Origin of the sequence: Archangium sp. Cb G35 (assembly GCF_001896145.1) — a bacterium.
In the GTDB taxonomy this organism is placed as follows: domain Bacteria; phylum Myxococcota; class Myxococcia; order Myxococcales; family Myxococcaceae; genus Archangium; species Archangium violaceum.
The window spans coordinates 163,601-178,172 of record NZ_MPOI01000004.1; the positions used below are offsets into that span (position 1 = coordinate 163,601).

A 14,572-nucleotide genomic window follows, 5' to 3' on the forward strand; every position below is an offset into this window, starting at 1 on the left:
CTATTCAGCGAGAATTCGGCAACGGATCAAACGCTCCAGCGGTGCGGATCCGCTGGCGGGCCGACGATCAACCGGCCTTCGAGCCGGTCTTTTGCCATCGCGGTGAAGAGATCCCCCCCGGGGCTACGAGGCCGCGCTACTCGACGAGCGCCGCCAACTGCTTCCAGTCGTACTGGTCGTAGGCCTTGGCCGCCTGGGTGAGCGGATCCAGCGGATGCTCCCGGAAGTAGCTCTCGCTGGGCTGCATATGGGAGGAGGTGCCCAACCGGACGGTGACCAGCTGGATGGCGTCCGGCTTCTTGGTGTTGAAGTAGCCGGTGTTCAGCTTGACGAGGTAGGTGGGCTCACTGTCCTGGCACGAGCCCACGCTCTCTCCCCGCCGGGTGGGCACGCACGCGGGCTTGTCTCCCGCGCCCGGGGCCAGCTGGCCGAGCTGCTTCTTGGCCGCCTCACCATCCGGGCCGCCGTCGCGGATCATCCGCTCCAGGTACTCCTTGGCGGTGACGCGGCGCCAGAGCTGCCGGTCCTTGGCGGTGAGCACCAGGATGGGGGTGGCGCCGCCGACCTGGTAGATGGGGAGCCCCTGATGCGTGCCGACCTGGGGCGGCTCGTAGAAGATGGCGTCGGGCTGCATGGTGTTGATCTTCAGCCGCTCGAGATCGTTCACCTTGATCTCGAGCGCGTTGCCTTCGCCCACGCCATGGTAGCGCCCGGTCTTCTTGTCCACCACGGTGGCGCGATCACTCTTGCGGATGGGCAGGAGCAGGAGCGTCGCCTCGGCCGTGGTCACCCCCAGCTCGGGATGGGACTTGATGGCGAGGCCGGAGCGAACGCTGACGCCGCGAGGATCGGCCAGCTGGGGCGTCTGCTTGAGTCCGTCCAGAACGCCCATCAGCTTGCGCTGCAGCTCGGGCGCCTTCTTGCGGAGTGTCTGAGCGGTGGGCGTGGTGACGCCGGGCAGATCATCTGGCTCCGACGCGGTGGCGGGCAGCGACAGGGCCACGCACAGGAGCGTGGCCTGGGAGAGCCGCCGGAAGCAGGAGGCTGTGCGTGTCGAACGCATGGAGTCCCTCTAGGGTACGGGCGATTGGATGACGTAGTAGATGGACTGGAAGTAGCGGTGCAGGGCGTTGATCAGCCCGGTGAGGAAGGGCCAGCCGAGCACCCCGAAGCCGAGGAAGCCCGCGGAGACGACCACGTACTCCACCATGGACTGACCGCGCCGGGCGCGCGCCAGGAGATTCTTTCGCATGAGGCTCACTTGCACTCCTTGGTGCACTCCTTCTCCTCGTCCACACAGGCCTGCGTGCACTTCTGCTCGCCCGAGCCCGCGTACTTCTTGCAGATGTCCTGGCACTGCTTCGCGTCCTTCTTGCACTCCTTCTCGCACTTGTTGGCGAAGGCCGTAGCGGGGAGCGTGAGGAGCAGGGTGACCAGCAGGGCCCAGGGGGCCTTGTTCCAGGGGGTCTTCGTCATGGCGTTTCCTCCGTGTTCCCCTCCCGGGGAGCCGTCAGCCGCTCGGTGAGCGACATGTGAACCATCACTTCCGAGGAGGGGAGCTGGCGTCGCAGCATCACCAGGCCGAACATGGCCCCGCGGCGCACCTCCAGCTCCGTCCCCACCTCGTCAGGGGCGTGGAGCTCGGTCACGCTCCAGCCCCGCTTCTGGAAGTCCTCGCGGAAGAACGCCTCCACCTCCGGCACGGTGCTCTCCGGCACCCGGGCCGACACGGTGTGCTGCGTGGCTCCCTCAAGCTGGAAATTGAGCGCCGAGGTGTCCTCGGCCTCCGGGTGCATGGGAATCCACTGCGGCAGCTGGGGACCGCCCTCCAGCAGGGGCTGCATCTGCCCCGAGGACACGAACACCGTCGTCTCGCCGCCCTGCGCCAGCGCCGACACCAGGTGCACCTCCTTGGAGGCGGGGCTCCAGTAGCCCACGTACCCCGCGTTCTCGTTGTAGCGGTGGCCCAGCGCCGGCAGCCCCGCGTCCACCAGGGTGCCGCTGTAGTGCGAGAGCACCTGATCCGGTGTGTCCTGGGTGGTGAACCATGCCACCGCGATGGGCGACTTCTCGCCCAGGTAGTCCGCCGCCAGCACCTCGGGCCGGGTGCCGCGAGGGTAGGGCGGGAAGTGCGACAGCGCCCGCTGCAGGATGCCCTCCTCCCAGGGAGAGCGGGACGGCCGGCCGGGCTCGGGCGCGGGAGCGCTGAGCATGTCGTCCGTCGTCACGTCCTCGATGGGATCCACCGGCTGCACGTACGCGAACCGTTCCCAGGCGAAGCCGATCAGACCTCCGGCGATGGCCACGGAGAACAGCAGCGCCAGGGCTCGCACCGCTGACCGCGGCTCCGCCACCTCAGCACTCCTCCGGGTTCTTGCAGCCCATGTAGTATGCGCCCCGCTTGTCGTACGTCTTCTGGGTGCGATCGTTGTCCCAGTCGCGCCACTCGGAGTTGAAGTAGGTGCCCGAGCCCTCCGAGCCCTGATCAATCGTCTGGGTGGGCGCGCCATTGGCCGCCTTGATGGAGATGTTGGGCTGGCGCGGATCGTCCGGCTTGAGAATTCCCCCGATCTCCCTGCTGCCCGGCCAGGGGGCCACGAGTCCGCCGACCAGCGCCGGGCTGAGCAGGTCGTTGTTCATCGCGGTGGAGAAGAAGTTGGAGGCCTGGGCGTTCATCTCGGTGAAGCCGACATTCTGGGGGTTCTGGTAGACGTTGGCCACACGCTGGTAGAGCGCGTTGCCCGTGTCCTTCTGGCCCGGCTCGATGTTCACCGCGTCGGTGAGGGCCCAGGTGTCGGTGAGGATGGCCAGGTGCTGCTCCTTGATGTAGTAGGCATCTCCCTCCCAGCCTCCCTTGCCCTTGGTCGAGTTGTCGTGGACGTCGCCCGTCCAGCGCTTCTTGGTGAGGTTGTGCTCCTCGCCGTCGTCGTCGGAGAACTCGGGGAGGAACTTCTTGGGCAGCAGATAGTTCTCCACGACGGCCTTGGCCCGGCACCGGTACATGCCGCCGTTGGTGAACTCGCTGTGATAGCTGTTGTAGAGGCCATCCGCGCCCACGTCGCCCACCGACTTGTCGGGGCCCTCGCACGTCACCTGCTCGGCGTCGTCGTTGAGCCAGCACACGTGCGCCGCGACCGCGGTGTGGTGATCCCTGTCCTCGCAGTCCCGGTACTTGCCGTCGCCCGTGGTGGCGTTGTAGCGATCCAGGCCGGACTCGTGGTCGCAGAACATCAGGCGCGCGTGGCGCTGCACGGTGCCGGGGTCGCCCTTGGAGCTGTAGTCCTGCACGGTGAGATCCCACACCGTGGAGATGGCGGCCTCCTGCACGTCCAGCGAGTAGCGCAGCAGGTCATCCAGGAAGAGCGAGTAGAGGAAGACCGGGATGATGACCAGCATGCAGATGGCCGTCTCCACGGAGGCGGCACCGCGGCGGGAGGCCGCGCGGCGGTAGGCGGGAAGCATCTGGCTCATAGCGACAACCCCGGGGCACTGGTGACGAGTTGGGCCGCGTCGCTGTTGCCGGCGGCGGAGAGGAGCTCGCTGGCCTGCCGCTGCGTGAAGGGGTGGAGCTTGGCACGCCAGTAGGGAGCGAAGAGGTTGGGGGGCTCGCGCCAGCCGCCCGCGCCGAGGCGGTGGTAGTACACGATGGCCTTGGAGAGCCCCGCGCCCTCGTCCGCGGCGAGCTTGAGGGTGGCGTTCGTGTCGCCGTTGGAGAACTTGACGGTGCCGGAGCTGTTGAGCTCCCAGGGCGCCTTCGGCTTGTTGCCCACGCGGAACTGCTTGGTGACGTAGCTGTAGGTGCGCGGCTGGCCGAAGTCGCGGTCGGCGTCGTCGTTGGCGCGGAACTTCATGAAGCAGTTGCCGCCCGCGGTGCACGAGGTGAGTGCCTTGGCGTTGACGCCCTCGAAGGGGTGCTGGCCGGTGTGGGCGCCGCCCGGCGAGTGCGAGCCATTGTTGCCCTCGCTGGTGACCGTCGCCGAGTATCTCAGGGGGATGCCGATGCCGTCCTTCCACTGGTTGAACATCAGGCCCTGCTCGCTCGCGGAGATGGACTTGCCCTCGGAACCCGAGCCGGTGCCCGTCTTGGCCGTGCCCTTGTGCGTGAAGGGCAGGGGGGAGTTGATGCCCTCGCCGGGGATGTCGTTGCCCAGCTCCTCGAGGAAGCTGGGGTGGAGGTGGGCGGGGTAGTCCATCATCAGGCCCCGGTTGGCGGGCCAGTCGGAACGCGAGGCCATGGCGACCTCGGTCATCACCTTGGCGCGCGCCTTCGCGTCCGAGTTGCCCACGCTGCCGGTGCAGCCCGCCATGCCGTCCACCGAGCAGTTGAACTCGTTGACGTTCATGCCGCCCACCGACGCGTTCAGCGTGCTGGCGCCAGGCGCGTTGTACTCCGTCAGCTTGTTCAGCCCGTAGGACTTGCCGTCACGCAGCGCCTGCATGGTGCGCGTGTGCACCATCGCCTGCGAGGCGTGGATGAAGTCCACCATCCGGTCCAGGCCCTTCATCGTATCGGTGAAGTTTTTGTCCAGGTCCTTGACCTTGTTGTCGTAGTTCTTGCCGGCCTTGCCGTACTTGCCGGCGATCTTCAGCGCCTGGAGGCCGTGGATGCAGTGCTTGAAGCACGACCAGCAGCCGCACTGGGCGAACTCCATGGCCATGATGATGTAGTAGTTGGTCTGCGACTTGCGCATCATCTCGCCGGTGACGCTGGCCGCCGCCATGTAGGCGTGCATGCTGTTCATGGCCACGTAGGTGGCGGCGATGGAGCGGTTGCTGACGGCGTAGTAGTTGAGCGCGCGCGCCTCCATCACGGCCATGGAGTAGGCCATGGAGTCGCTGTGCTGCTGCAGGCTGACCTTCTCGCGCAGCGCGTGGCTGAGGTTGAAGCTGAGCGCCACCATGAGCGCCAGCACCAGGAAGGAGAGGGCGGCGAGCACCAGAGCCTGGCCGCGCCGGCGCCGGGGGGACTTTACTTGTGGGCGAAGATGCATTGGTTGCTCGTGGGCAGGGCGTTCCTGCTCAGGAAGAAGTTGGACTGCATCCGCATGGTGTACGTGGCGCGAATGGGAAAGATGTAGAGGCCCCGGGAGGCCGCGGAGGCATAGGGATCCGAGCCTCCGCCCCCACCCTTGTCGAGTGACTTCAGGCCGCCCTCCTTCTTCTTGCCCAGGCGCAGCACCTCGGGCACTTCCTTGTTGCGCGCCGAGGCATGGATGACCCAGTTGGCGAAGGGGATGGGCATCCGGTAGTTGAACGTCACCTGGATGCGCAGCTTGGTGCGCTGGCCCCGCTCCCACTCGTCGAAGCTGCCCGTGGAGTTCGCCGGATCGTCGAAATCCATTTCCTTGTTGCCGCCGCCGCCCACCTCGTCCTTCGTCGGACCGCAGATGGTGACCTTCGCGAACTTGAGGTTCGCGTCCGGCATCTGGTTGTCCTTCACCCCGGACCAGTTCCACTTGGCGGCGAAGTCCGAGGCGCTGCCGATGCTCTTGATGTACTCGCCGCCGCCGCGATCCTGGCTGATGAGGGGCAGCAGCACGGCCACGGCCGCGCGCTCCATCTTCTCCATGTTCGCGCTGTGCAAGGAGCCGGCTCGCACCGCCTTGTAGGCCGCGTACTTCGTCAGCAGCCGGGCCTGGTGCATCAACCCCAGTTGGAGGATGCCCAGAATGAGGAAGACGAAGAGGGGTAGGACAATGGCGGATTCCACCGCGACTTGTCCTGACTCCCGGCCCGAGTGCGGATTTCCACGAGGCGCACGCATGCTCGGGAATCTGCCCGAGCATTCGCTGCCCGTAAATACGTCAAGTGGACCGATTCCCCACGTTGCCCCCTGTTGCCCCTGCTGCAACAGGCCCCGATTCAGGGAATCCAGGACACACTCCGCGTCCGGCTTCCTACCAAATTATAGGAAAACGCGGAGCCCCTCAAGGGGAAGGGGCATTCTACCAGCTCGTGCGGACCGGACGGCCCTCCTCGTAGCCGGCCTGGCTCTGGACGCCCACCACGGCCCGCTGGTGGAGCTCCTCGAGCGTGCGCGCGCCCGCGTAGGTGCAGGAGCTGCGCACCCCCGCGATGATCTGATCGATGATGTCCTCGACCCCGGGGTGCTCGGGGTCCAGGTACATGCGCGAGGTGCTGATGCCCTCCTCGAAGAGCTCCTTGCGGGCGCGCTCGAAGAGGGACTCGCCGCGCGTGCGGGCCTTCACGGCGCGCTGGGACGCCATGCCGAAGTTCTCCTTGTAGAAGCGGCCATCGCTGTCGCGCAGCACGTCCGCCGGGCTCTCGTAGGTGCCCGCGAACCAGGAGCCGATCATCACGTTGGCCGCGCCCGCCGCGAGCGCGAGCGCCACGTCACGCGGGTGCCGCACTCCGCCGTCCGCGCAGGCCTGCTTGCCCAGCTTCCGGGCCTCCTCGGAGCAGTCGAGCACCGCGGAGAACTGCGGCCGGCCCACCCCGGTCATCATCCGCGTGGTGCACATGGCCCCGGGCCCCACGCCCACCTTCACCAGGTCCGCACCGGCCGAGATGAGGTCGCGCGTCCCCTCGCGGGTGACGACGTTGCCCGCCATGATGGGCACCGAGGGAGCCAGGGAGCGGACGAGCTCCACCGCCTCGAGCATCCGGCGCTGGTGGCCGTGCGCCACGTCGATGACGAGCAAGTCCGTCCCGGCGCGCAGCAGGGCCTCGGCCTTGCCCTTCACGTCGCCGTTGATGCCGATGGCCGTGGCGATCAGCAGCTTGCCCTTCGCGTCCAGCGCCGGCTTGTAGAGCGTGGAGCGCAGCGCGCCCTTGCGCGTCACCACGCCGATGAGCCGGCGCCCACGGACCACCGGCGCGGAGGTGAGCCGCCGGCTGGAGAGGCGATCGAAGATGGTGTCGAGCGGCGTGCCCTCGTCGATGGTGAGGAGCTCGGTGGACATCACCCGCTGCAACTGGGTGAACCGGTCGAAACCGGCGGCATCGTTCTCGGTGAAGATGCCGACGGGCTCCTCCTGCTCGTTGACGACGATGACGGCGCCGTGGGCCCGCTTGTGGATGAGGTTGAGCGCCTGCTGGATGGTGTCGCCGGGCCGCAGGGTGATGGGCGTCTCGTAGACGGTGTGGCGCGACTTCACATAGGCGATGTTGCTCTCGACGATGTCGAGCGGGATGTCCTGGGGCAGCACGGCGATGGCCCCGCGGCGCGCCACCGTCTCGGCCATGCGCTTGCCGGAGACGGCCGTCATGTTGGACACGACGAGGGGGAGGGTGGTGCCCAGGCCATCGGCCGGCGTCAGGTCCACGTCCAGCCGCGAGCCCACCTCCGAGCGGCCCGGCACCATGAAGCAATCGTTATAGGTGAGATCGTAGGGGGGTTTCTGGTCATCGAGGAAGCGCATCACATCCTCCAGGAGGGGCTACCCTAGCGCTCGTGGGCAGGGGATGCCCCATGGATTGGAATCCACCCGGGGAGCCACGTATTTTGTCGTACATGAGCGATGCCGGGATGTGGGCGCCGGTGCTGGATGTGGAGGGGTTGGAGAAGACGTACGGCGATGTGAGGGCCGTGCAGGGGCTGACCTTCCAGGTCGCTCCCGGCGAGGTGCTCGGGCTGGTGGGTCCCAACGGGGCGGGGAAGACGACCACGCTGCGCTGCCTGGCGGGCATCCTGCCTCCCTCCCGCGGACGGGTGAGGGTGGCCGGGCATGACCTGGCGAGCGAGCAGGTGCGGGCCAAGCACGCCCTGGCGTTCCTCCCGGACGAGCCGCGCCTCTTCGAGTACCTCACCGTGTGGGAGCACCTGAACTTCGTGGCCCGGCTGTACGGGGTGGCGGACTGGGAGGAGCGGGCGCGGGCGCTGCTGGACGAGATGGAGCTGGCCGGCAAGGAGAAGGCCCTGCCCGGGGAGCTGTCGCGGGGGATGAAGCAGAAGCTGTCCATCGCCTGCGGCTTCCTGCACTCGCCACGGCTCATCATCCTCGACGAGCCGCTCACGGGGTTGGATCCACTGGCCATCCGCCGCATGAAGGCCTCGTTGCGCCAGCGCGCGGAGGCGGGGACGGCGCTGGTGCTCTCCTCGCACCTGCTGCCGCTGGTGGAGGAGCTGTGCCACCGCATCCTCGTCATCGCCGGGGGGCGCGCGGTGGCGCTCGGGACGCTGGCGGACATCCGCGCGCAGCTCAGCGGGCCGGACGGTTCGGCGGCGTCCCTGGAGGATCTCTTCATCCGGATCACGAGCACGCCGTCCGAGCCGCGGCCGGAGCGGGAGGTTCCGTGAGCTTTCCACGTGCGGTGACGTTCCTCTGGCTGGCCTCGGCGCGCAACCGGGTGCTGCGCCAGTTGCAGCGCCTGCGCCAGCCGAAGTACCTGGTGGGCGCGGTGGTGGGAGGGCTGTACCTGTACTCCGCGTTCGTGCGGCCGTTGATCTACCGGGGGCAGGGGGGCGTGGCTCCGCCCGGGGCGCAGCTCGTGAGCCAGTTGTTCCTCGTGGGCGGGATGCTGTTCACCATGCTCTCCGCGTGGGCGCTGGGTCCGGACCGGCCCTCGCTGTCCTTCAACGAGACGGAGGTGCAGCAGTTCTTCCCCGCGCCCGTGTCGAGGCGTGGGTTGCTGCACTACAAGCTCGCCCGAGGCCTGGTGGGCGCGGCCATGGGCGCCTTCGTCGCCACCGTCTTCGGAAGCCGCATGCTGTCCGGCCAGCCCATCCTCTTCTTCCTGGGCGCCACGTTGACGTTGTCCACGGTGCACCTGCACGTGACGGCGGCTTCCTTCGTGCGCACACGGCTCGCTCAGTACGGGAGCGCGGGGAGGGCGCTGCGCTGGGTCTCCCTCACCGCCGTGAGCACGTTGATGATCATCGCGGCGCTCTCCGTGCTGCGCGAGCACCCGTTGCCCACGGAGCTGAACCATCCCCGGCAGCTCCAGACGTTGCTGGCCTCGTTGATGGACTCGCCGGCCCTGTGGCCGGGACGGTTGCTGGTGGCCCTGCCGCTCGCGCCGGACGTGGGGAGCTTCCTGAGAACGCTGCCGCTCGGACTGGGCCTGTTCGCCGTGCACTACGTGTGGGTGATGCGGGCGGCGGTGCCCTTCGAGGAGGCGGCGGTGGTACGGGCCGAGGAGCGCGCCCGGCTCCAGGAGCGGATCTCACAGGAAGGGGGGCAGGCCACGTTGCTGCGGGTGCGTCCCGCGTACTTCCAGCTCGCGCCCACGGGCCGGCCGGAGGTGGCGATCCTCTGGAAGAACCTCGTCGCCGGGCGGCGGCTGGGCGGGGCGGGGCGGCTGCTCGCCGCGGGACTGGTGGGGGGGTTGGTGGCGGCGGTGGCCTCGGGCCGGGGCATGTCCGAGGCGCTCGACAACGTGCGCCTGTTCATGGCGCCGCTGTGCGCGGGGCTCGCGGGGGTGCTGTGCGTCTTCGGGCCGTCCGCCCTGCGGTACGATCTGCGGATGGACCTGCCGAGGTTGGAGCAGCTCCGGGCGTTGCCGCTCACGGGGAGGCAGGTGGTGGAGGCGGAGCTCGCCGCGCCGGCGCTGCTGCTCGGGGTGACGCAGGTGGGGCTCGTCCTGTTGGCGATGGTGATGGCGGTGTGGCAGGGGGGCGCGCACACCGGGGTGTGGGTGGCGGCGGGATTGGGGGCGCTGTGGGTGCTGCCGGCGGTGTCGCTCGGGGGGTTGTTCGTGCAGAACGCGGCGGTGGTGCTGTTCCCGGCGTGGCTGCAGCCCGAGGGCGAGCGGGTGCGAGGCCTGGAGGCGCTCGGGCAGCGGTTGCTGACGCTGGTGGGCACCCTGGTGGCGCTGCTGGTGGGGATGTTGCCCGCGGCGATGCTGGCGGCCCTGGTGGGTTTCGGCCTGAACCTGCTCCTGGACCTGGGCGTGTGGGCACTGCCCTTCGCGGGGGCCACGGCGGCGGCGGTACTCGTGGCTGAGGTGGCGCTCGGCGTGGTGGGCCTGGGTCACGCCTTCGATCGGCTCGATGTGTCGACGGAGGGGACCGGGACGGCGGCGTGAGGGGGCTTTCGGGGCCGATGCCTCAATGATGCCCGGCCGCCTCCGGGGGCGCGGACAGCGTGCGCACCACCACCGAGCGGCACGCCGAGCACACGACACCGCTGCGCTCCCAGTGCACCTGCTCCTCCAGCTCCTGGGCGGACTCCTGACTCTCCTCGAGCTGCTTCACGAGCGCGGCGAGCTCGTCCTCCGAGCTGCTCCCACCGGACGGGCCGAGCACGTCCTGCTCGCCCTGCAGGACGAGCGAGAAGCGGTAGTACACCTCGTTGGCGGCGATACCGCGGCCGCATGCGGCACACGTCTTCGGTCGGGGGCCGGACATGCCGGAGACACTATCGCGTCGGCACCGTGCGCATCGAGTTGTGTCCCACCATGATGTCCACGAGCTTCTTCACCCGGCGGAAGACGTTCTCCTGCACATAGGGCACGCCGTGCTTCTCACAGAGCGCCTTCACCCGGGGCTGTACCTGCTGGTACTTGCTCATGGGCAGGCTGGGCCAGATGTGGTGCTCGATCTGGTAGTTCAGCCAGCCGTGGAGGAAGTCGACCACGTCGTTCCCGGTGGCGTAGTTCACCGAGCCGATCACCTGCCGCACGGAGAACTCCGCGTTGTTCTTCGCGCGATCGTGGAACCGGTAGAGGTCATCCCCCGCGTGGTTGGGCGCGATCAGCACGAAGCTCTGGATGTTCGTGAGCAGCTCGGCGAGCACGCTGTTGGCCAGCACGCTGAGCACCGCCCACACCCCGAGCGGCGCGAACAGGGCGGGCAGCAGCACGAAGCGCAGGCCCGCGTAGGGCAGGATGCACGTCCACCAGAACGCCCGGCCGTCCGCGGTGAGCGGGTTGAAGGCCGTGATCAGGCGCATGTTGCTTCCATCGTCCTTCTCGCCCGCTCGCCGCCGCTCGGCCCGCCGCCACTCCAGGAAGGTGTTGGGCGCGTAGTACGTCAGCTTCCAGGTGCAGGCGAAGAAGGCCACGACCGCGTACTTCGCCAGCATCGGCATGCTGGAGCTCCGCAGGAACCCGGTGTTCTCCTCCACCAGGTCCGGATCCGCCGTCTCGCCCGTGCGTCCGTGGTGCAGCGCGTTGTGCTCGTGCCGCCACGCGTCGGGGTGGATCCAATCCGGCCAGTCCAGGAAACGGCGCCACCCCGAGGCGAACGCGCGTCCGGTACGGTGCTCGGGCATGCCGGGCACCCGGTCGTAACCCCGGTGCGTCACGTGGTGCGCCATCATCGTCCAGCGCGCCGTGTTGCCCTGCGCGATGAGCAGCGCCGACAGGGGATTGGGCGCCAGCCAGGCCGTGGCATAGCCGAGCGCCGAGCACACCCGGCCCCAGCGCTCGATCTTCCGGAAGTGCGCGAGGTCCTCGGGCCCGAGGGAGGATTCCATCTCCGTGCGCAGGCTCTGCAGGTCACGCGCGAAGGCCTCTTCATCGATGTCGAGGCCTGGGAAGGCGGAGCGCGGAGGTTCCTCCACGCGCATGGCGACTGCCGTATTCATGAGGTCTGCTGGCTCCTGGTGCGACGTGCCCGGGGGGGACGCCTAGCATCGCAGGGTGCGGAACCGAAGCAACAACCTCATGGGTTCGCCCGGAATCCGGGCGGGGAGGCGAGCCGTCAGGGCGCTCCCTTCCTCGTCCGGAGCTGCTCGAGGGCCCTCGCGAGCTGCCCGGTGTAGTCCACGCCCGTGTCCTCGTCGACGAACCGCTGGTGGGGGGCCTCGAAGTAGCCGGAGCGGGCGTAGGCCACCTTGAGGAGCCGCACCTGCTGCTCCGGGTCCAACTCACCCCAGCTCCGGCCCGCGTCCAGTGCCGCGCGCCAGTCCGAGCCCTCGCCGAACCACCGGCCCCAGAGCGTCTCGCAGACGTAATCGGTCCCCCCCGCCTGGTACTGCCAGACGTGGCCCATCTCCTGGATGAGCAGGTGCATGGGGAGCTGGAGCGCGGCGGCGTCCTTCCGGGGGATGTCCCGGGGCACGTAGAGCGTATGGCCGAGCACGAAGGGGCGGCCGGCCAGCGAGAGCAGCCCGAGACGGCCCACCTTGAGGCGGACCCGCTCGTAGTCGATGCCGTCCCCGAACACCTTGCGCAGCTCGGCGATCTGCCTCGGCGTGAGCCGGCTGCCCGCGGGCTCGATGAAGAGGAGCGTCTGGACGCCGCTCAGCACCCGGCCGCCCAGGCTCAGCAGGACGTCCAGGGGAATCTGGACGAGCTTCAACACCCCCCGGAGCAGCTCATGGCCGCCTGGGGAGAATCTGCCCGTGAGGAGCCCCCCGAGCCCCCGCGCGAAGCACTTCACGGCCAACCACAGGTTCCGCAGAACCCCGAGGCCCGCGCTCACGAGACCCGCGAGCAGGAAGGGCGGTGTCCACCTCCCGGCGATGACCTCGGGCGCCGTGCTCGGAGCCAGGGCTCCAGGCGCGCCAGGAGTGGATGAAGCGAGAATCGCGGACCGGGTGCCCATGGTGCCTCCACGAGAGAGCAACCAACCAAGGCTCGGCACGATCAGCAGCTCGTGCCAGGGAGAACACCCACCCCCAAGGGCCGGTGCGTGCGCTCCAGAGCACACTCCGGCCCGGCCGAGTCGAGCACCTGACAGCGAGCCGCTCCTTCAGGGTGACAGGCCGAGGACGGTGCGCCCCAGCTCGTGTGCGCCCCGCGTGGCCTCGAGGGCCGTGGCTCCGGCGAGGGCTCGGAAGGCGCGCTCATGGAATCGCTCCTGGGGGAGGATGCGCCGGAACACCGCGCGCACGTCCTCGGGGGCCTCCGGGTCCGAGGCGATGACCTCGATGCGCTCCAGGCGCATGCGCTCCGCGTGGGCTCCCACGGCGCAGCCGCTCTCGAGGTCCTGGATGGCCGCCAGCGGTTGTTCCCAGTAGCGCTCGGCCTTGTCCTGGACGGCCGGCTCGAGGCCCCGGGCCCGCAGCAAATCACCCACCCACCGGGCATGCTGGCGCTCCTGCGCGGCGATGACGGTGAGGATGCGCCGGGCCTTCGCGTCCCCCTGGGCATACGTGTCGCGCAGCCCCTCGATGCGCCCCGCCGCGGTGGCCTCTCCCCGGTACTGGTCGAGCAGCCAGGCCACGAGCCGGGCTGGCTCCTTCCGCGTCTCTTCCCACCACTGCTGACTCGTCCGTGTGGCTGGCATGGCGTCCTCGCTCCTGGCCGGGGCTTCCATTTCCCTCCCGGTCACGAAAACGGTACGGATCGCGTCTATCGGAGGGAACTCGGAAGAATGGATGAGCTATCGCCGCAGCCGATACTCGATGGGGAGCTGCTCCGGGCCTTCGCGGCCTTCGCCGAGGTGCGCAACTTCTCCCGCGCCGCGAAGCAGGTGGGGCTCTCGCAGCCCGCGCTGTTCGAGCGGGTGAAGCGGCTCGCGGATCACGTCGGCTCGCCGCTGTACGAGAAGGAGGGGCGCACGCTGAAGCTGACGCCCACCGGGGTGCGGATCGCCGCCTTCGCGCGAGACATGCTCACGCGCGCCGGCCGGTTGACGGGCGAGCTCCAGGGCCAGACGGCGGAGTCGGTGACGATCGCCGCGGGGGAGGGGGCGTACCTCTACCTGCTGGGGCCGGCACTGTCCCGCTTCGTCGCCAGCGAGCGGGCCCTCCTGCGCGTCCTCACCCGGGGTGGGCCCTCGGCATGCGAGGCCCTCCAATCGGGCGAGGCGCACCTGGCCGTCGGCGTCTTCGACATCGTCCCCCGAGGGCTGGTGGCGAAGGATCTCCTGCGCGCGCCGCTGTGCGCCGCCTTCGCGCCCCACCATCCGCTGGCGAGGAAGCGCACGGTGAAGCTCACGGAGCTCGCGGGAGAGCGGCTGATCCTCGCACCCGAGGGACAGCGTCAGCGGGACATCGTCGGACGCGCGGTGGCGAGCCTCGGCGTGCCCGTGGCACCGCCCGTGGAGGCGGATGGCTGGCCGATCATGCTCGCGTTCGCCGCGGCGGGCCTGGGCGTCGCGGTGGTGAATGGCATCTGCCGGCCCACCTGGGGCGCCGTGCTCCGCCCCATCCCCGAGCTGGGCGAGGTGACGTACCGACTGCTGCTGCGCCGCGACGCGCCCCGCTCGGAGGCGCTGGAGCGGCTCGTGTCTCTCGTTCAGGAGGAGACGGGCAGGCCCCGCGCCCTGGAGTGAGCCGGGACGCCGCCTGCTCCGGTCTTACGACTGCTCTTCCTCGGAGGCCTCGCCCACCCGGGAGCTGGCGACGCCGAACGTGTTGGCATCGGCGATCTCCTTGGAGGTGCCCTTGTACGCGCGCCAGGCGAAGGGCGCGGTCACCAGCATCGCGATGACACCCAGGCCGAGGGCCTTCCAGGGAATGGGCTCTTCCTTGATCTGGATGTCCCGGTTGTAGGAGTTGATGTTGTACTTGGGACGGGCGCGGGCGGCATCGCGCTCCTCCTGGGTCATTTCATCGCCTTGGAAGCTCTGGAGCTGCCGCCGCTGGGCGAGGGCGGCGCCGCCAGTCACGAGCACGAGGACGACCAGCAGACGCGAGAAGAGGGGGAGGCGCATGGCGGCGCAGCCTACCACGACCTTACATGTGCGTAGAACAGGGCTTGCTTCCCCCCGGGCGGTCCA

At 69.1% G+C, this 14,572-nt stretch carries 16 protein-coding genes; 3 read left to right on the plus strand and 13 right to left on the minus strand.

What is annotated here, in order from left to right:
- Positions 1-136: 136 nt before the first annotated feature.
- The 8 genes from BO221_RS14040 to BO221_RS14075 form a co-directional block, all read right to left on the minus strand.
- Positions 137-1,063: a hypothetical protein gene (locus BO221_RS14040; protein WP_073560968.1), complete on the minus strand. Its 927-nt coding sequence runs from the start codon at positions 1,061-1,063 to the stop codon at positions 137-139.
- A gap of 9 nt (positions 1,064-1,072) precedes the next feature.
- A complete protein-coding gene (locus BO221_RS14045) occupies positions 1,073-1,252 on the minus strand; it encodes a hypothetical protein (protein WP_073561354.1) in 180 nt (59 codons plus the stop codon).
- 5 nt (positions 1,253-1,257) lie between these two features.
- Positions 1,258-1,476, minus strand: coding sequence for a hypothetical protein (locus tag BO221_RS14050; protein ID WP_073560969.1), 219 nt, complete (start codon positions 1,474-1,476; stop codon positions 1,258-1,260).
- Positions 1,473-2,354, minus strand: a complete 882-nt coding sequence (locus BO221_RS14055) for a hypothetical protein (RefSeq protein ID WP_073560970.1) — start codon at positions 2,352-2,354, stop codon at positions 1,473-1,475. Before BO221_RS14055 ends, BO221_RS14050 begins: the two co-directional genes overlap by 4 nt.
- 1 nt (position 2,355) lies before the next feature.
- Positions 2,356-3,471: a hypothetical protein gene (locus BO221_RS14060; protein ID WP_233165995.1), complete on the minus strand. Its 1,116-nt coding sequence runs from the start codon at positions 3,469-3,471 to the stop codon at positions 2,356-2,358.
- Positions 3,468-4,991, minus strand: a complete 1,524-nt coding sequence (locus BO221_RS14065; RefSeq protein WP_073560972.1) for a TadE/TadG family type IV pilus assembly protein — start codon at positions 4,989-4,991, stop codon at positions 3,468-3,470. The genes BO221_RS14060 and BO221_RS14065 overlap by 4 nt, the downstream gene beginning before the upstream one ends.
- Positions 4,970-5,764, minus strand: a complete 795-nt coding sequence (locus BO221_RS14070) for a TadE/TadG family type IV pilus assembly protein (RefSeq protein WP_073560973.1) — start codon at positions 5,762-5,764, stop codon at positions 4,970-4,972. The genes BO221_RS14065 and BO221_RS14070 overlap by 22 nt, the downstream gene beginning before the upstream one ends.
- Positions 5,765-5,945: 181 nt before the next feature.
- A complete protein-coding gene (locus tag BO221_RS14075) occupies positions 5,946-7,382 on the minus strand; it encodes a GuaB1 family IMP dehydrogenase-related protein (RefSeq protein WP_073560974.1) in 1,437 nt (478 codons plus the stop codon).
- Positions 7,383-7,489: 107 nt separating this feature from the next.
- Between BO221_RS14075 and BO221_RS14080 the strand changes: the two genes are divergently transcribed.
- Together BO221_RS14080 and BO221_RS14085 are read left to right on the plus strand one after the other, a co-directional pair.
- On the plus strand, positions 7,490-8,260 hold the full coding sequence (locus tag BO221_RS14080) for an ABC transporter ATP-binding protein (protein ID WP_369864986.1): 771 nt from the start codon (positions 7,490-7,492) through the stop codon (positions 8,258-8,260).
- Positions 8,257-9,987, plus strand: coding sequence for a putative ABC exporter domain-containing protein (locus BO221_RS14085; RefSeq protein ID WP_073560976.1), 1,731 nt, complete (start codon positions 8,257-8,259; stop codon positions 9,985-9,987). Before BO221_RS14080 ends, BO221_RS14085 begins: the two co-directional genes overlap by 4 nt.
- Before the next feature lie 22 nt (positions 9,988-10,009).
- On the opposite strand, the gene BO221_RS14090 is transcribed toward BO221_RS14085, so the two are convergent.
- The 4 genes from BO221_RS14090 to BO221_RS14105 all read right to left on the minus strand — a co-directional run bounded on the left by BO221_RS14090 (position 10,010) and on the right by BO221_RS14105 (position 13,135).
- Positions 10,010-10,309: a hypothetical protein gene (locus tag BO221_RS14090; RefSeq protein WP_073560977.1), complete on the minus strand. Its 300-nt coding sequence runs from the start codon at positions 10,307-10,309 to the stop codon at positions 10,010-10,012.
- A gap of 10 nt (positions 10,310-10,319) precedes the next feature.
- The gene (locus BO221_RS14095) at positions 10,320-11,489 is read right to left on the minus strand and encodes a fatty acid desaturase (protein WP_083681029.1); all 1,170 of its coding nucleotides are present in this window, start codon (positions 11,487-11,489) and stop codon (positions 10,320-10,322) included.
- A gap of 116 nt (positions 11,490-11,605) precedes the next feature.
- Entirely contained in the window at positions 11,606-12,451 is an 846-nt protein-coding gene (locus tag BO221_RS14100; protein WP_073560979.1) for a hypothetical protein, read from the minus strand.
- Positions 12,452-12,598: 147 nt separating this feature from the next.
- Positions 12,599-13,135, minus strand: a complete 537-nt coding sequence (locus tag BO221_RS14105; RefSeq protein WP_158079839.1) for a ferritin-like domain-containing protein — start codon at positions 13,133-13,135, stop codon at positions 12,599-12,601.
- A gap of 87 nt (positions 13,136-13,222) precedes the next feature.
- Between BO221_RS14105 and BO221_RS14110 the strand changes: the two genes are divergently transcribed.
- Positions 13,223-14,125 (plus strand): LysR family transcriptional regulator, encoded by a 903-nt coding sequence (locus BO221_RS14110; protein WP_073560981.1) that lies wholly within the window; start codon positions 13,223-13,225, stop codon positions 14,123-14,125.
- A gap of 24 nt (positions 14,126-14,149) precedes the next feature.
- Here BO221_RS14110 and BO221_RS14115 read toward each other — a convergent pair whose 3' ends face one another.
- Complete coding sequence (locus tag BO221_RS14115; protein WP_198956113.1) at positions 14,150-14,506, minus strand: hypothetical protein; 357 nt, start codon at positions 14,504-14,506, stop codon at positions 14,150-14,152.
- Positions 14,507-14,572: the final 66 nt, after the last annotated feature.